The organism is Collinsella sp. SGI.241 (assembly GCF_050312955.1).
Taxonomy (GTDB): Bacteria; Actinomycetota; Coriobacteriia; order Coriobacteriales; family Coriobacteriaceae; genus Collinsella.
On the sequence record NZ_JBNPKM010000023.1, the window covers coordinates 1 to 15,514 of the forward strand.

The following is a 15,514-nucleotide window of genomic DNA, read 5'->3' on the forward strand; positions in this document are numbered from 1 at the left end:
TCTTAAAACGAATGGCCGCCTCGGCGACGGACCTCTCGGCAACAGGCGGAAGCACGAGATAGTGAAGTCGCTGAGGCGGGAATACCCACTCTCCACGCTCCTGAAGCTCATGGGGATGTCGCGTTCCACCTACTACTACCACGAGGCGAACCCTCCCTCCGACAGGCAGGCGACCGAGCGGCCGGTCATAGTGGAGATATGCGAGAAATCTCAGTTCAGGTATGGATACCGACGCGTTGCCGTCGCGTTGCGCAAAGCGGCCGGCATCCGTATCGCCGACAAGACGGTGCTCAAGGTCATGCGCGAGGAGGGGCTGCTGTGCCGGACCCGCAGGCGCAGGAAGTACCGATTGTTTGTGGCAAGCAAAATGTTAACAAAGCGGCACGTTGCATTTGAGCACTTTGGCAGACACGTCCTTCACTGTTTTTTTGCCCTTCCGAGCATCAAGGCGGCATCCATGCGGTGGCTTGCCCCGTTGAACTCCACGAGCCTCCCATGGTGGACTATCCTGTCGATCATGGCCGATGCGAGCTTGTCGTCGCCGAGGACGGTTCCCCATTTCGAGAACTCGATGTTCGTCGTGAATATCATGCTGCGACTCTCGTAGCAGCTCGACACCACCTGGAAGAGCAGCCGCGCACTTTCCGTATCGAGGGGCACGTATCCGAATTCGTCGAGTATCACCAGGTCGTTCTTCGCTATGTCCCTCATCATCGCCTCGAGGGCGAGCTCGCGCCGGGCCTTCGAAAGCGCCAGCGCGAGCTCGGCGGCGGTGTAGAAGCGCACCGCCTTCCCCGCCATCACGCACGCGTGGCCGACGGCTATCGCGAGGTGGGTCTTCCCTCGGCCCGTCTGCCCGTGGAACACGAAGTCCTGCGCGGCTTCGACGAACGACAGCGATTTCAGGTCGTCCACGCCATAGCCGTCGGGAAAGGCCACCTGCGAGAAGTCGTACCCCTCGAACGACTTCACCTGGGGGAATTTCGCCCTCCTGAACAGCCTCGCGCGCTTGGATTCCTCCCGAACCGCCATCTCGTGCTCGATGAGCTCGCTCACCGCCCGCAGCTGCGCCGCGTTCGACGACGAAAGGAACCAGTCGATCGTGTCGTTGCTGATGTATAGCCTGCGGGCCAGCGCGCGCATCCGCTCGGCGTCGCCCTTGGACCTTATCGCCATGCTACACCGCCTTCCGCAGCGCCGCGTCGTAGACGCCGAGGTCAACGGGCTCGTCGTACTCGATGGCGCCGCCCTCGGCCCTGGCGGCGGCCACCGCGACGCTCGCAGCGTCGATCCTGCCGGTCGATTCCAGCGCGCATTGCATCGCGCCGACGGTCGCGTCCCAGCCCGAACGCTGGACTTGGTCCCTCATCAGCCTCAGGCCGTCGCCCAATTCGCGCCTGCCGAGGCCGTCCATGTAATCCCGCAGCGCATCGGGCATCGCCGACCGCACCGAGCTGTTGCGCCACGCGCCCAGCTTGGCGGCAAGAAGCGGCAACTGGCTCGCCGGGCTCGAGGAATCGGTGGGGGCGGCGCCGTACTGCCGCTCGTGCGAGCAGACGTATTCGCCGGCCGAGGTGTATATCGACAGCATCGTGGCGCCCAGCCCCGCGATGAGGCGCTCGCCCGCGAGGGACGGGTCCGCCGAGTACCAATGGCGGCCGTCTATCTGGACCTTGCCCTGCTTGTCGGCCTTGCAGTCGACGTAGCGGACCACCTCGAACGGCGTTTCCGGCAATCCGGCCAGCGCGGCGCGGTCTTCGCCGAACAGCCCGTCCTCGTTCACGCCTTTCTTGTAATGCTCCTTGGCAAGCCCGAGGCATCGGTCCAGGAGCTTCTCGTTGTACGATTCGACGCGGGACAGCCTTGGCACGGGAACGAAGAGGTTCTGCCTGATGAAGTACACCTTCCTCTCCACGTTGCCCTTCTCGTGGCCGGAATTCGGGTTGCAGAAGCCGAATTCGAAGCCGTAATGGGCGGCGAAGGCCGCGAAGGTCTCGGCGGTCCTGACGCCGCCGCAGACCTTGCGCCCGACGCCGGTGGCGTTGTCGAACACGATGCGGGATGGGACCCCTCCTATGTATTCGAACACCTGCTTGAGGGCTTGGCACACGCATTCGGAGTTCTCGGACGGGAACACCTGGGCGAACCCGACGTTCGAATAGGGGAACGAGAGCACGAAGAAACTCAGCCGCCGCCTCGTTCCCATGACGCAGAAATCCGCCTCCCCGAAATCGGCCTGCGCCTCGCCGGGCCGCCAAACGAGGTCGAGGTACGACTCGGAAACGGCCTTCCTCAGCGCCTTGAGGTCGCGGACGTAATGCCGGACGGTCGATTCGCAGCACTCGACGCCGTGCTCGTCGCGAAGGCGTTGCCATATGCGGCGGGCGGTGTGGCGCTGTTTGCGCCAGTTCGCGGCGTCCTCGTCGAGCCACGACTCTATGACCCCGCGGTACCTGTCGAGCGTCTTGGCCTTGCCCCTCTTCACGGGCATCCGCGGCGACAGGTCCGAGATCGCGAGCTTCGCGTACACCGTGTTGCGCGAGACGCCCGTCTTGCGGGCGATTTCCGATATGGACTCGCCGTTCTTCCTCATTTGCCGTATAGAATAGGTTTGCGACATGCTGATCATACCTTTCCGACCTCCTTGGTTGGTTTCCCTGGCAGGAACCAAGTTAGTCGATTGCGTTGGTCGGCATGTCTGCCTTTGTGCTCAAATTGATCAAGCCGATATGTTCATTTTTAAGTTACCACCAACAACCGATCCTACATGGGCCAGGTCGGCAAGTCCTCCCCGAACCTGCTGGCCCGCGACTTCAAGGCGGAGGACCCGATGACCAAGCTGGTGACCGATGTCACCGAATTCAAGGTGGGCGGCACGAAGCTCTACCTTTCGCCCGTGGTGGACCTTTACAACGACGAGGTCGTCGCCTACTCGATATCCAGGTCCCCGAACATGAAGATGGTCCTCGAGATGTTGGCGGGCCTCGAGGGCAGGCTCGATGGCGAAGGCGCCCCGTTGCTGCATTCGGACATGGGCTGGCAGTACCAGATGCCCGCCTACAGATTCGCGCTTGAGCGGATGGGGATCGTCCAGTCCATGTCCCGCAAAGGAAACTGCCTCGACAATGCGAAGGCTGAAAACTTCTTCTCGATGGTCAAGACCGAGCTCTACTACGATTGGGAGGGAGACGATCCCGACGTTTTCGAAAGGGATTTGGGAAAGTACATCGACTGGTACAACAACGCGCGCGTCAAGAAACGCCTAGACGGAAGCAGCCCAGTCGAGTACAGACTCGGCCGGGCTGCCTGATTCACTTCTTTTGGTGTTCAGGAAACGGGGTCCTTTGCAGTTTTGAGGTGCAGTTCAGGGGCATCAGTGGATGCTCTTTTTGTCCACTTCAGTTGTCTGAAACAAAAAAAGAATCTTTAAAACAAAGATTATATATTGCAAATAAAGAAAAGCCAGATAAAGTTAAGAAGGGTGGCCGTTAAGATGCGATTCGAAAGGACGCCGATATGAAAATGGTTAAACTCGGCACGACCGGAATGAATATCTCTAGGATCGGCCTGGGAACTTGGGCTATCGGAGGTGGACCTGCTTGGAACGGAGACTTGGATACGCAGGTCTGCGTCGACACGATCCATAAGGCGGCAGAGGTTGGGATCAACCTCATCGATACTGCGCCGGGTTATAATTTTGGAAACAGCGAGTGCATCGTTGGCAAGGCTCTGAGCGGGCTTGATCGCAGCAAAGTCATCGTTGAGACGAAGTGCGGAATCGTATGGGATCGTAAAGGTAGCCTGTTCAACAAGGTGGGTGACCGCCAACTCTACAAGAACCTTTCTCCCGAATCCGTGCGCGAGGAAATCGAAGCAAGCCTTAAGCGGCTCGGAACCGATTACGTTGATATCTATATGACCCACTGGCAGTCTGTCGAGCCGTACTTCACGCCGATTGAAGAGACGATGCAGGTTCTGCTCGATCTTAAGCGTGAAGGCAAGATTCGCGCTATCGGTGCGGCAAATGTCACTGTCGACCACATCAAGGAGTATCTGCGCTGCGGCGAGCTCGATATCGTTCAGGCGAAGTACAGCATTCTCGACCGCGCGGTTGAGGACGAACTGTTTGATCTGTGCCAGGAGAACAACATCGTTATCCAGGCATATTCTCCTCTTGAGCAGGGCCTACTCACCGGAGCAATCGGGAAGGACTATGTGCCTACCGGTGCTCGCGCTAATAAGAAGTGGTATCAGCCGGGAAATCTCGAGCGCGTTGTCGACATGCTGGAGGAATGGAAGCCTCTGTGCGAGAAGTACTCCTGCTCGATTCCGACGCTTGCACTCGCATGGGTGCTTGCTCAGGGTGATTTCATCTCGATTCTGAGTGGATCGACTACCCCTGAGCAGGTGAAGGAGAACATCCGTGCTGCTGAGGTCGAGCTTTCGGCCGAAGATGCCGCGTGGATGCGTGCAAAGGCAGAGGCGCTCGACAAATAACGTTTAAAAATGAGGCGACCTGCTTGCGCGGGTCGCCCCGTCTGTCAAAAGTGCTTTGGTGATGTTTGGGAGTATGATGGGCGACAAATCAAAAGAGGATGCCCTGCGGTATCCATATTGCGATGCGAGAATAGACCGCCTGCCCACCTCGATGTGGTCTTGGAAGATTTTCGCGATGACCAGCTTGGCGATTCTGTTTGGCTGGAGCAATTACGTAAGCGGGCTCGTGCTCGCACAGCTTGCGGAAATTGGTTGGACGAACACGAGCATAAGCGCCGTCTTTACCGCGGCGTATATGGGTGGAATGCTGCTGGGCTCTCTTTTGGGCGGCGTTATCGGCGACGCAATAGGGCGCAGAAAGGGTTACCTGCTCTTTGTCGGTTTTCATGCCTTGACGATGTATCTTGCCGCCCTCGCGTCCTCGATGCCAGTTCTTATAGCGTTACGTGCGGCGATGGGCTTTGGCTTGGGCGCTTTACTTGTGGCCCTTTATGCGGGCTTTGTCGAATATGTTCCCGCTTCGACGCGGGGCTGCTGGATGGGCAGGAACACCTTTTTGGGGAACTGCGGCGGTCCAATCTGTTCTGTTTTGGCGACGCTCATCACTCCTTTCGTCATGGCTGATATGAACTGGAGACTCATGTTCGTGATTCCCGCGGTTTTATCGACTGTGGTATGGATTGTGGCATTGAAGCAGTATCCCGAGTCACCCCGTTGGCTTGAATCGAAAGGTAGATTCGAGGACGCCGATCGTGTTATGTCGGATATCGAGATGGAGGTCCAACGTGATCGCGGAGAGGCCCTACCGGAGTATGAGAAGGAACGGGCCATTGTGCATAAGGCGCAGGAGGCGTCGTATTCCGAGTTGCTTCACGGTAGGCTGCTCAAGCGCGTAATCTTGGGTTCGGTTGCGCTAATCGCAATGAATGTGACCGCCTATACCCTTATGACTTGGCTTCCCAGCATGCTTTTGCTCAAGGGTATCGACATCCACTCGTCGTTTTTGCTGTATACGCTCACCGTCCTTGGTGCACCTATAGGCGCTTTCTTGCTGATGGTCTGCATCGACAAACTACCACGCAAGGTCATGGGGACATTGCTGCTCATCTTTATTGCTTTGGTGGGCCCCCTGTTCGCGATCCAATCGGATCCTATTCTGATTTGTCTATTGGGTTTCTTATTGCAAGTTGTCGTCGAGATGTATGTTTGCTTCTCTTCCGGCGTGTATATTCCCGAAATATGGCCTACGGAAATCAGAATGAGAGGGTCGGGCCTTGCAAACTCCATCGGTCGCGTAAGCGGTATGGCAATGCCGTTTCTTGTGGCGTATCTGTTGGATGGTTACGGCGTCTTTCCCGTTTTCATCATGATGTCAATCGTTGCTGTTATGGCTGCTGTGGTGATTGCGGTCCTCGGAGTGGACACAAGAGGGACTTCTGTTGGTCAAATCGGAAATATTTCAGCTAATAATTGTGAATGAATGGAATAAAGTTCCTATCGGATTGCAGGTATGATTATTCGTCAATGACACCTGAGAGGGGGGCGAAATAATGTCGGCACAAGACAGGCTTGACCAAATTAAACTAGAACTTATCGATAACGGTCAGGTATCGGTTTCGGGCCTGAGCGAGAGGCTTGGGGTCACCGAAGAGACTGTTCGTCGAGATCTCACACGTCTTGAAAACGATGGGCTTCTTAAAAGGACGTACGGCGGTGCGATTTTGCTGCAGCGCAAGCAGGAAGCCGACACCAACTTCACTAAGCGTGCAGGTCTCCATAAAGCCGAAAAACGCTATATAGCGCAAAAGGTGCTTGCTTTGATTGACGGCATGAGCGCCATCGCGATTGACTCGAGCACTACTGCCATGGAGGCTGCGAAAGCATTTGCGGATAGAGATGCAGTCACGCTGCTTACGAACTCCACGGCGGCGTTCCAGGAGCTCTCGGACTCAAGGCTGACGATAGTGTCGTCCGGTGGTGAGTTCGATAAAGTTACGATGTCGCTTCGTGGTCAGGCGGCAAAGCGCGTTCTTGAGCAGTATCGTGTCGATGCGACGCTCTTTAGCTGTAAGGGGTTCGACGAAAGTGGTGCATACGACTCCCGTGAAAGCGAGTCCGATGTCAAACGCGTGCTTCTTGATATGGGAGCAAAGCGCATAATGCTTGCCGACCACTCGAAGTTCAGACGTGCGGCGTTCGTTAAGTTGATCGAGCTTGATCGTATCGACTACTTGGTTACTGATCGGGACCCCTCGGAAGAGTGGAAGGATATCTGCGAGCAGCATGGTATCCAACTCATTTTCTAATCTGACTCAAAAGCTCAGGACGCTGTTTGCGGTGAGGGTGTTTTATATATCTTGAGTTGCTTCTGAGCGTGAGGTGAGTTGCGAGGATTTCGCCGAGATTCGGCTTATAGGACAAAAAGTGTGTCCGCTTCAGGGGCATCGGCGCAGGTCGATGCCCCTTTTTCGGTCGTTTAAATTCCGCATCCGCTTTTAACCACTCGGACGGAATGTGTGTCCGGTTGCATATCGTTCCCGCAGGTAGATAACCTTTTCCGGAACCGTTAAAAACCATTTCGGAAGAGGTGCCCATGAAGGCCGTTTATTGCCCCTGCTGCGGCGGTCGGACCAAGCGCAACGGCAGGACGTCCTTGGATTGGCTACACTGATATGGACAGTTCCGTGAGGGGCGCGAGAGACGGGAGGGCCGCATATGAGGGACCCCGGGCACCCGAGGCATTTCACCGACGAGTTCAAGAGGCAGATAGTCGACCTGTACAACGCCGGCAAGCCCAAGCGCGAGATCATGGCCGAGTACGACCTCGGCAAGAGCACCGTGGAGCGGTGGGTCAAGTCGATAAACGCGACCGGCTCGTCGCGCGCCGCGGACAGCCGCACTGAATCTACCCCGATTCCATTGACGCCTTCTACGCCGCCTTCGGGCGGCCTTCGTCGTCCGGCCAATTGGCCTCTTCGAACTCCGCGGGGCTCAGATCGCCCAGCGCCGTGTGCATCCTGGCACGGTTGTATATGACCTCGATGTACTCGAACAGGTCCAGCGCCGCCTCGTCGCGCGTGGCTTAGACCCGTGCGTGCACGCCCTCCGACTTGACCAGGCCCATAAGCGACTCCATGGCGGCGTTGTCCCACGGTGATGATATCGAGCCCATCGAGGGGCGGATGCCGTGCTCGCGCATGGTCCTGGAGAGCAGCAGCGACACGTACTGCGAGCCGTGGTCGCCGTGGTGTATGCATCCCCTGGGGTCGCCCCTCCTGGCCAGGGCCATCTTCAGCGCCTCGTCGGCCAGCTCGGCCGTGATGTTGGGCCCCATGGCCCAGCCCACGGCCCGCCTCGACCATATGTCCATCACGAGGGCCAGGTACAGCCAGCCCTGCCGGGTCTTCACGTAGGTGATGTCGGCGAACCACGCCCTGTTGGGTCCGTCGGCTTCGAACCTGCGCCTGACCAGGTCCTCGGCGGAGTCCTTCCTCGATGCGCGCTTCTCGCCCGAGGGGCGTTTGGCGCACGCGCGCGCCACCCCGCGCCACCCGCGCTCGCGCATGATCCGCGCCACGCGCTTGCGCGAGGTGCGCACGCCCGACCGCCTCAGCTTGAGGAACACCTTCGGTGCGCCGTATATGTCGCGTACCTCCGCTCTGACCTGGGATATCATCGCCGCAAGCTCCTCGTCGCGCATCGCGTGCGCGCTCGGCGGGCGCCTCTTCCACGCGCAGTGGCCCTGGCGGGTCACCTTGAGCGCGGCGCACATCTCCGACACCGGCCAGGCGCCCTCGTTGAGGGAGATGAACTCGAGCTTCGCCCTCTTCGCCGACTCGCCTACAGCTGCCTGCTGGCGAAGAAGGCGCTCGCTTTTAAAAGCATCTCGTTCTCACGCCACGCGCCTGCGCAGGTCCTCGGCCATCTGGAACGGGTTGTCTCCCGTCCCGAAATCAGCCGCGTCGGCCTTCTTGACCCAGTCCGAGAGGCTGCCCGGGTCGTACCCGAGCCCGCGCGCCACCTCGGCGTAGGTGGTGCCGGACTTTCCGTAAAGCACCACGGCCTTCCGCTTGAACTCGGCCGTGTGCTTGGGCGATGGGGTTCCCATGCCTGCCTCCAATCCTCCGTTGCCCGCGTCATGCGAAACGGAAATCGACTTGTCAACGGGAATGGGGCAGATTCAGATTCAGATTCAATCATTCACTGTGTCCAGGGGCACGGTCATCTCCTCCATCCTTCCCGGGCGGGCTCGCCAAGGTGACCGCCCGGGGAAACCATACGGCGAGGGCCGCGCCCCCGGTCCCCGGGGCGCGGCCCTCTTGCTTAAACTGCTCAATTATTCGTGCTCGCGGTGCTCAGTTCACGATGATCACTCGGACCGCTTCTTAGTGAACACCAACAAGATTCACCCACGAAAGGCCGAGGCGGGCGCGCTCGTCGCTCTTCTCGCTCGTGTCGGCGGGGACGCTGTTCACCTACCTCGACCCCGGGCTGGCCAAGGCCGGCCCGCTGCCCTCGACCAACAACATGATCGAGGGAGGGGTGAACTCGCAGCTGGGGGAGGTCCTGCGCAACCACCGCGGGCTGACGTCGCTCAAGCGCGTGAAGGCGGTGTTCTGGTGGTGCCACGCGCACCCGGGGGACGCGAGGGCGGCGCGCGAGAAGCTCGCCACGATGCCGACCGACGCGGACATCGACTTCCTGTTCAGCGTCTACTCGGCATCGCCCGCGCGCGACGACGGCGGGCCGGAATGGGGCGACAGGGCGGTGTGGGAGGACCTTCACCACAGGGACCCGTTCCCGTTCTGGCTGGATTAATGGATGGAAACGGATGTTCTACCCAGACATACTTTTTTGTTCTATAAGCCCGTTTTTCGAATCGGACTTTACGAGATGCAAATGTTGTTCTTGAGGCTATCCGATTGCCGTTCATTGGCAAAAAAGTGTCGTTCACGGAACGAAATCTTTGTTCCAAAGAATAATTATTTGAAACAAATATTTTATGATATAGTTCTAGTTGCATAGAGGTTTGAAACAAAAGGCCACCACCATTAAACCTAGATGCAGTTAAGAATGTGAGAAGAAAGGATAAGGCAAATGAAGTATCAGGAGACAAGGGAGAAAGTCCTGGAGATTGCGGTGAAGTGCGCAGAGACTGGACTGATTCATGGAACCGAGGGCAATGTTTCTGCCCGCGTCCCTGGCGAGGACCTTTGCGTCATCACCCCGAGTGGCATCCCCTACGTGACGCTGAAGCCCGAAGACCTTCCTGTTGTCACTCTTCATGGGGAGGTCGTTGAAGGAGAGCACAAGCCGTCTTCGGAGACTCCGATGCATACCGCTATCTTCCGTGCTCGTCCGAACGTTAACGGTATCGTCCACACTCATTCGAAGTATGCCACGGTGTTCTCCATTCTCCAGAAGGAAATTCCCGCCATGGTCCCGCCTTCGTCTGCATTCGCTCCCGTTCCCTGCGCCCCCTTCCAGCTCCCTGGTTCTGAAGAGCTCGGCGAGTCCGTTGTGAACGCTTTGGGCACAGATCATCTCGCCGTCACCATGCAGAACCACGGCCAGATCGCTGTTGCTCCTACGCTTGATATGGCATATCGAGGCGCCGAGGTCGTTGAAGAGGTCGCCGAAATCGCATATCTCTCCATGCGCGGCGGTTCCTTGAACCCGGTCCCCGAGGACGCCGTCGTCGAGCTCCGTCGCCGCGCCCTCAAGGGTCAGGCAGTCTAGTCAATCTTAGCTTGCAATCGTTATTTGATTTTAAAAGGAAGGCGATACTAATGAAACAGTATCGAATTTTGGGAGTATGCGGTGCCGGCCTCTCTACCTCCACGACGGTGGCGAAGACGCTCCAGAATGGTATGGAGGAGCGTCAGATGCCGGCGCAGATTCGCACCTGCAGCGTTATCGAGGCAACTGGCACTATCCAGGGCTATAGGCCCGATGTGATCTTGGCGACGGTCGCCACCAATTCCTTTGAGAATCCGAGCGATGCAAAGGTGTTCTCGGGTGTGCCCCTGCTTACCGGCATTGGCTCCGATGAGCTTATGGACACCATTGTTGAGTATCTGAAAAGTCTTGATGAGTAATTGATTTCTCAGATTAAGAAGGGAGGCGCCATATGGATGCAGTAGTTGGTTTTGTCGAAACGATCGTCAATATGGGCGCATTCGTGATGATGCCCGCGATTCTGTTCATCATGGGTCTCGTATTTGGAATGAAGGTCAAAGATGCCCTTCGCGCCGGCATTGTCGTCGGTATCGGATTCAAAGGTATCTCTCTGACTTCGAGCTTGATTTCCGGCACGATGACCCCTTTAGTTCAAAAGCTTCAAGAGCTTTGGGGGCTGAGCCTGAGCGCTGTTGACGTGGGTGTTCCTGTAGTCAGTGCGATTGCATTCAGCGATGGCACGTTTGTTATCGTGATGTTTGCAGTGCTTCTGCTCGTCAACATTGGCTTGCTGCTTCTCAAGGTAACCAAGACTCTGAATGTCGATATCTGGAACTTCTGGCACTATCTGTTCATCGGTATGTGTGCTACTGCTATCTCTGGCAACATGTGGATTGGTGTCCTGCTCGGTACGATCTACTCGGTTTGCAACCTTTTGCTTGCCGATCGCAACCAGGAGCTCATTTGCGAGGTCTGTGGTGAGCAGTATCGCGGCCTGTCCTTCTGTACCATGGCCTTCCCCGTCCTTCTTCCCATCGTTCGCGCCATCGATTGGGTTATCGATAAGATTCCCGTCATCCGTGACATCAACCTGAACATGCGCGAGCTGCCTAAAGGCATGTCCTTTATCGGTGAGCCGACCATTCTGGGCTTCATCATCGGATTTGTTCTCGCCTTGATCGCGCAGTACTCTTGGGATCAGTGCTTTGTCGTCGGCATGACGCTTGCCTCTGCAATGCTGCTCCTTCCCCGCATGATTTCCATCCTGGTCGAGGGCCTTTCCGCAATCGTCGCCGCTACTCGTAAGTTCGTTACTTCCAAGCTTCCTGGTCGCGAGCTGCGCATCGGTATGGACTTCGCTCTGCTCGTGGGCGATCCCGATATGATTAGTCTTGGCTTGGTCATGGTCCCCATTTCCCTGGTCACTGCGGTTATCCTGCCTGGTAACAGCGTGCTGCCGGTCATCGGTCTCACTAACCTTAGCTACATGATGATGGCTCCGGTTATCGGCACGAAGCGCAACATGTTCCGCGCACTTATCGCAGGCTTTATCTGCATCGTGATGATTTTCTATATGGCCACTGCGCTTGCTCCTCTTATCACCGGTCTCGGTATGCAGGCTGGCCTTTTGGAGGCGGGCGGAAGCTACTCGCTCTTTAACACAGGCGAGCATATCGGCTTTGTGCTTCTCCAGATTCTGCAGCTCTTCTTCCACTAGAACGAGCTGGTTGGTTCAAGGCGAGCGTGCTCGAATGAGGGGCGCTCGCCTTTTTTCTTAAGATTGAAAGAAGGAATTCGTATGGGAATGCCCAGTAGGGACGAAATCGTCGAGATTTACGCAAAGGCGATTGCCGGCGGATACGCCATCCCCCACATCAACCACTCCGATTTCGGCGACCTGTACGCCATCTCGGAGTCCGGCGTTAAGGCTCACACTCCAATCGTCGCCGCCGGTACCCTTATGACGACAGATGCGCTCGGCCTCGATAAAATCGCTGCCGTCGCAAAGCTTCTTGCCGCCGAGATGGACACCCCGTTCATCTTGCATCTCGATCACTCTTCATCGCGCGAGAAGTGTCTAGAGGCAATCGACTGTGGTTACAATTCAGTGATGATTGATGGTTCCGACAAACCGCTTGAAGAGAATATCGAGATTACCAAGAGCGTCGTGGATTATGCTCATGCCCGGGGAGTGTTCGTCGAAGCGGAGGTCGGCCATGTTGCGCGCGGTGGCGAGACGACCTCGTGGGATGCAAATGTCGAGGAGGCCGTTAAACTCGTTAAGGCGACTGGCGTTGATTCTCTCGCCGTTTCCATCGGTAACGAGCACGGTTTCTATAAAGAGCCCCCCAAGCTCAACTACGAGCTTCTCTCTCAGGTACACGAGGCCCTGCCCGACGTTCCTCTGGTCCTGCATGGCGGTACGGGTATTCCCGTCGAGGATGTTCGCCATGCTATCGAGTGCGGCATCCGCAAAGTTAACGTTGGAACCTATGTACGTTGCACGTATGTTGCCGGCTTGCGTGACGGTATTGCCGAAATGGGCATCGAGCGTCACACTGCCGATATCGTCGCTTTTGCTCGCGAACGCGCGAAAGAGAAGATTGATGAGGTCATCGATATGTGCTGGGCGAACAACAGGGCATAGACTTTGGTTGTCCCCAACTGCTGAAATCCGGAGAAGGGAAGCTTAATGAGCAGCAAAGATGATATTGAGTTGCTGACGCCTGAATTGGTGTTTTGCGATATCGAGGCTGACGACACCGATGATTTTTTCCATAAACTTCAGGCGAAACTTGAGCCCATGGGCTATATAAAAGATAACTGGTTTCAGGCTATTACCGATCGCGAGCGTTCGTATGCAACGGGCCTGCAGACGCCGACCATCGGGGTCGCGATTCCGCATGCGGACGGCTGCATCAACCGCCCATATATTGCGGTTATCAAGCCGGTGAAACCTGTGACGTTTCAGCCTATGGGCGGAATCGGCGGGCCTGTTGATGCCGAGCTGATTGTTAACTTGGGAATCATGAGCGAGGGCGGCCAGGTCGAGATGCTCCAGGGCCTTATGCGCATCTTCACGAATGATGAAGCGGTCGCCGACATCATGGCGCAGATGACGCCGGAGGATCTGGTCGCTTCGATTAAGGCTCATTTCTAGAGAATAGCCCCGTCGTTGACGGTGGCTGAGCAGGGACTATTTATTGCTCTCTTCAAAGTCCCCGACCCTATAGTGATTTGCGTCCCAAAACTTGGGCGGTTTAAATAAAGACTGCGTGGCTGGGGACTGGCCCCGGAACTCCTCCGGGGTCAGTCCCTTCGGTTTAACCTGGCGCCTCCTCGTGTTCCAATGGACAATATAGTAGTCGGGTTCCGCCTTGGAGGACTCGAAGTCTGGCCACTCTCGGCCCCGGAAGAACTTGTCCTTCATGTAGCCGATTGCCTGCTCCGTGGTCCCGTTGTCGATACGATTTCCCTTGCGCGACATTCCCTGGGTTATCCTCGCCTTCTTCAGGCGGTGCGTCCGTGTCTTGTGCTGCTGTCAGCCCATATCGCCGGGCGGGACGGGTCTTGTCCTCTCCGGCATCCTCTCCAGCAGCCGATCGAGTAGAATCACCTGCTGCTCCATGTCAGGACTGGTCGACGTCGGCTATACCATGATCTCTTTGCTGTCGAAGTCGTACGACGGCGCGAAGCAGGCTTTGCTCCGGGGTTGCTCGAGCTCGGTGACGTCGGTGTCCATCTTCCGCCACGGCGTGCCGGCGGAAAAGTTGCGCCCCATGGCGTTCTCGAAGATTTCGCCGACGGTGCCCTACAGCTCGGGTCTCGTGGGACCCTTCTGGTGCGACAGCACGTGGAGGCAGCTCGACTTGGCGAGGTCATCGTGCTCGAGTGGGTCGGAGAGGGGCGCTGTCCTGAAAGTTCGCTTGCGACGACCGTCTTTTCGCGGTTCGGGAGCGCTTCTCCGCCTTCAAGGCTATCGTTTTTTGGTAGGCGTTCCCCGTCTCTCGCTTCCGGGTCTGCCGCTCAAGTCCCCGCTCACGCGTCGTCTCCCTGGGCGGGGAGGACGTTCTCTTGCGCTTGTCCTCGGGCATTGACATGAGTGCATCTGGGCCGCTCTCCCGGCGCGCCTTCTGCCGGGTCTTGAGAGGGATGGTGGAAGCTATTCCGAACCTTGTCGCGATTTCGGGTTTGGTGACTCCCTGTCTATGACTGCTCTGGTGGTCGCCAGCTTGATCTAGAACGAATATGCTGTGCGCTTCTCGCCCATCATGGCCGGCATTTCGACGTCAACCGATCTTTAAGCTGTCCGCCGTTCTCTCACGGCTTCCAGGGGCATGTCCGGTGGAGATGCGACTACGTAGCTGCCGTATCCTTGTTCGTACAGTTCGATGTCGCGTAGTCTCCATCGAGACGTTGTGACGAGCGTTTCTGGCCATAAAGGACCCCCTCTCATGTTCGAGAAGGGGGGCAGTTCAAAAAGCAAGACAGAGTAATTTTGCCATGCTTTGGGCCGGTATAAGAAAGCAGGGCAGAACCAACATGGGCTCTGACCTGCGTCTTCATAAAATGTGACAAAATAAACCTGACGACTTAGTGTCACTTAGTGTCACGTTGGGTTAGTGGGCGGAGTAGTGGAATCCGTCTTCGGCGGCACGCTTGAGGTATTCGTCGCGCTTTTGGATGTTCTTGGCGTTTTCGTACTGCACAGCGATGAAGTACTCCAGACGGCCGCGTTGGGAACCGCTTGTTTTGTCGAGCAAGGCCTCAAGCTCTCCAATGTGGTTGGATTTCCTCAGGATCATGATGTCGTACGAAAGCAGTGCATCGTGCTTGTACGGCTTGTACTCGTCGCCTTCCCAATTGAGAATCTCGTCGAGCATGTTTTTTGCCTGCTGCTTCTTACCCTGGCCAACATAGATGTTGAAGGCCTTGAGCACCAAGTCGACGCGCTGCTGATGCTTGAGCGGGTAGCGAAGTAGCATCTCGAGGGTTTCGTTGGCTTTTGCGTAATCCTCTTTAAGCAAGTACGCATTGAGCTTGAAGTAGTTGATGTTGTAATCGGGATACAAGGCGTTGGTGAGCGGAGCATCGATGAGCTTGAAGAACTCGTCATACTGCTCGCGCGCAAGATAGTTGCGCAGCTTCTTGTACGTTGTGCGCTTCTTGATGGCCTTGAACGAAATCATGCAGATTAAGATGATGCTCAAGATAAAGGTGGCGATACGGAAGTTCATGCCCTGCTCCTCGGGGATGCCGTTGTATAGACCAAGCTCGACACATAATAGCGCGCACCGCGTTCGAGGCATTTCGGGATTGGCCTCTCGCGAAAATATCT

16 protein-coding genes and 3 pseudogenes are annotated in these 15,514 nt (G+C 56.9%); 11 read left to right on the forward strand and 8 right to left on the reverse strand.

Annotation, left to right across the window (positions count from 1 at the left end; translation table 11 throughout):
* Positions 1-115: 115 nt before the first annotated feature.
* Positions 116-328 (forward strand): annotated as a pseudogene (locus ACQQ92_RS08280) (IS3 family transposase); the annotation flags it as partial.
* Positions 329-417: 89 nt separating this feature from the next.
* On the opposite strand, the gene istB reads toward ACQQ92_RS08280, so the two are convergent.
* Together istB and istA are read right to left on the reverse strand one after the other, a co-directional pair.
* Positions 418-1,176, reverse strand: a complete 759-nt coding sequence (gene istB, locus ACQQ92_RS08285; RefSeq protein WP_277012758.1) for an IS21-like element helper ATPase IstB — start codon at positions 1,174-1,176, stop codon at positions 418-420.
* Between the two features lies 1 nt (position 1,177).
* A complete protein-coding gene (istA, locus tag ACQQ92_RS08290; RefSeq protein WP_329933903.1) occupies positions 1,178-2,629 on the reverse strand; it encodes an IS21 family transposase in 1,452 nt (483 codons plus the stop codon).
* 138 nt (positions 2,630-2,767) lie between these two features.
* Between istA and ACQQ92_RS08295 the strand changes: the two genes are divergently transcribed.
* The 4 genes from ACQQ92_RS08295 to ACQQ92_RS08310 all read left to right on the forward strand — a co-directional run bounded on the left by ACQQ92_RS08295 (position 2,768) and on the right by ACQQ92_RS08310 (position 6,803).
* A complete protein-coding gene (locus ACQQ92_RS08295; RefSeq protein ID WP_427796227.1) occupies positions 2,768-3,310 on the forward strand; it encodes an IS3 family transposase in 543 nt (180 codons plus the stop codon).
* Between the two features lie 206 nt (positions 3,311-3,516).
* Complete coding sequence (gene ydjG, locus ACQQ92_RS08300; RefSeq protein ID WP_427796228.1) at positions 3,517-4,497, forward strand: NADH-dependent methylglyoxal reductase; 981 nt, start codon at positions 3,517-3,519, stop codon at positions 4,495-4,497.
* Positions 4,498-4,573: 76 nt separating this feature from the next.
* On the forward strand, positions 4,574-5,977 hold the full coding sequence (locus ACQQ92_RS08305; protein ID WP_427796229.1) for an MFS transporter: 1,404 nt from the start codon (positions 4,574-4,576) through the stop codon (positions 5,975-5,977).
* Positions 5,978-6,047: 70 nt separating this feature from the next.
* Positions 6,048-6,803, forward strand: coding sequence for a DeoR/GlpR family DNA-binding transcription regulator (locus ACQQ92_RS08310; protein ID WP_320679780.1), 756 nt, complete (start codon positions 6,048-6,050; stop codon positions 6,801-6,803).
* Positions 6,804-7,426: 623 nt separating this feature from the next.
* On the opposite strand, the pseudogene ACQQ92_RS08315 reads toward ACQQ92_RS08310, so the two are convergent.
* The 3 genes and pseudogenes from ACQQ92_RS08315 to ACQQ92_RS08325 form a co-directional block, all read right to left on the reverse strand.
* Positions 7,427-7,564 (reverse strand): annotated as a pseudogene (locus ACQQ92_RS08315) (IS3 family transposase); the annotation flags it as partial.
* Positions 7,565-7,579: 15 nt separating this feature from the next.
* Positions 7,580-8,353 (reverse strand): annotated as a pseudogene (locus ACQQ92_RS08320) (IS3 family transposase); the annotation flags it as partial.
* Between the two features lie 36 nt (positions 8,354-8,389).
* Entirely contained in the window at positions 8,390-8,605 is a 216-nt protein-coding gene (locus ACQQ92_RS08325; protein WP_320679776.1) for a transposase, read from the reverse strand.
* 344 nt (positions 8,606-8,949) lie between these two features.
* Here ACQQ92_RS08325 and ACQQ92_RS08330 point away from each other — a divergent pair, with 344 nt between their 5' ends.
* The 6 genes from ACQQ92_RS08330 to ACQQ92_RS08355 all read left to right on the forward strand — a co-directional run bounded on the left by ACQQ92_RS08330 (position 8,950) and on the right by ACQQ92_RS08355 (position 13,336).
* Positions 8,950-9,315, forward strand: a complete 366-nt coding sequence (locus ACQQ92_RS08330) for a hypothetical protein (protein WP_427796230.1) — start codon at positions 8,950-8,952, stop codon at positions 9,313-9,315.
* Between the two features lie 279 nt (positions 9,316-9,594).
* On the forward strand, positions 9,595-10,236 hold the full coding sequence (locus tag ACQQ92_RS08335) for a class II aldolase/adducin family protein (protein ID WP_427796231.1): 642 nt from the start codon (positions 9,595-9,597) through the stop codon (positions 10,234-10,236).
* Positions 10,237-10,286: 50 nt separating this feature from the next.
* Positions 10,287-10,595, forward strand: a complete 309-nt coding sequence (locus ACQQ92_RS08340) for a PTS sugar transporter subunit IIB (RefSeq protein WP_427796232.1) — start codon at positions 10,287-10,289, stop codon at positions 10,593-10,595.
* 32 nt (positions 10,596-10,627) lie between these two features.
* On the forward strand, positions 10,628-11,893 hold the full coding sequence (locus ACQQ92_RS08345) for a PTS transporter subunit IIC (protein ID WP_427796233.1): 1,266 nt from the start codon (positions 10,628-10,630) through the stop codon (positions 11,891-11,893).
* An 81-nt stretch (positions 11,894-11,974) separates the two neighbouring features.
* Complete coding sequence (locus ACQQ92_RS08350) at positions 11,975-12,823, forward strand: class II fructose-bisphosphate aldolase (protein ID WP_427796234.1); 849 nt, start codon at positions 11,975-11,977, stop codon at positions 12,821-12,823.
* Positions 12,824-12,868: 45 nt separating this feature from the next.
* Positions 12,869-13,336, forward strand: coding sequence for a PTS sugar transporter subunit IIA (locus tag ACQQ92_RS08355; RefSeq protein WP_427796235.1), 468 nt, complete (start codon positions 12,869-12,871; stop codon positions 13,334-13,336).
* A 36-nt stretch (positions 13,337-13,372) separates the two neighbouring features.
* Here ACQQ92_RS08355 and ACQQ92_RS08360 read toward each other — a convergent pair whose 3' ends face one another.
* The 3 genes from ACQQ92_RS08360 to ACQQ92_RS08370 form a co-directional block, all read right to left on the reverse strand.
* A complete protein-coding gene (locus ACQQ92_RS08360) occupies positions 13,373-13,663 on the reverse strand; it encodes an IS3 family transposase (protein WP_427796236.1) in 291 nt (96 codons plus the stop codon).
* A gap of 162 nt (positions 13,664-13,825) precedes the next feature.
* Positions 13,826-13,957 (reverse strand): hypothetical protein, encoded by a 132-nt coding sequence (locus ACQQ92_RS08365; RefSeq protein WP_427796237.1) that lies wholly within the window; start codon positions 13,955-13,957, stop codon positions 13,826-13,828.
* Between the two features lie 838 nt (positions 13,958-14,795).
* Positions 14,796-15,514: tetratricopeptide repeat protein (locus ACQQ92_RS08370; protein ID WP_427796238.1), on the reverse strand; the 719-nt coding region annotated here is incomplete at its 5' end.

Excerpts from the sequence above, each read along its gene's own strand:
- istB (WP_277012758.1), bottom strand. The coding sequence starts at position 1,176 with ATGGCGATAAGGTCCAAGGGCGACGCCGAGCGGATGCGCGCGCTGGCC.
- istA (WP_329933903.1), bottom strand. The coding sequence starts at position 2,629 with ATGATCAGCATGTCGCAAACCTATTCTATACGGCAAATGAGGAAGAAC.
- ACQQ92_RS08295 (WP_427796227.1), top strand. The coding sequence starts at position 2,768 with ATGGGCCAGGTCGGCAAGTCCTCCCCGAACCTGCTGGCCCGCGACTTC.
- ydjG (WP_427796228.1), top strand. The coding sequence starts at position 3,517 with ATGAAAATGGTTAAACTCGGCACGACCGGAATGAATATCTCTAGGATC.
- ACQQ92_RS08305 (WP_427796229.1), top strand. The coding sequence starts at position 4,574 with ATGGGCGACAAATCAAAAGAGGATGCCCTGCGGTATCCATATTGCGAT.
- ACQQ92_RS08310 (WP_320679780.1), top strand. The coding sequence starts at position 6,048 with ATGTCGGCACAAGACAGGCTTGACCAAATTAAACTAGAACTTATCGAT.
- ACQQ92_RS08325 (WP_320679776.1), bottom strand. The coding sequence starts at position 8,605 with ATGGGAACCCCATCGCCCAAGCACACGGCCGAGTTCAAGCGGAAGGCC.
- ACQQ92_RS08335 (WP_427796231.1), top strand. The coding sequence starts at position 9,595 with ATGAAGTATCAGGAGACAAGGGAGAAAGTCCTGGAGATTGCGGTGAAG.
- ACQQ92_RS08340 (WP_427796232.1), top strand. The coding sequence starts at position 10,287 with ATGAAACAGTATCGAATTTTGGGAGTATGCGGTGCCGGCCTCTCTACC.
- ACQQ92_RS08345 (WP_427796233.1), top strand. The coding sequence starts at position 10,628 with ATGGATGCAGTAGTTGGTTTTGTCGAAACGATCGTCAATATGGGCGCA.
- ACQQ92_RS08350 (WP_427796234.1), top strand. The coding sequence starts at position 11,975 with ATGGGAATGCCCAGTAGGGACGAAATCGTCGAGATTTACGCAAAGGCG.
- ACQQ92_RS08355 (WP_427796235.1), top strand. The coding sequence starts at position 12,869 with ATGAGCAGCAAAGATGATATTGAGTTGCTGACGCCTGAATTGGTGTTT.
- ACQQ92_RS08360 (WP_427796236.1), bottom strand. The coding sequence starts at position 13,663 with ATGTCGCGCAAGGGAAATCGTATCGACAACGGGACCACGGAGCAGGCA.
- ACQQ92_RS08365 (WP_427796237.1), bottom strand. The coding sequence starts at position 13,957 with ATGGGGCGCAACTTTTCCGCCGGCACGCCGTGGCGGAAGATGGACACC.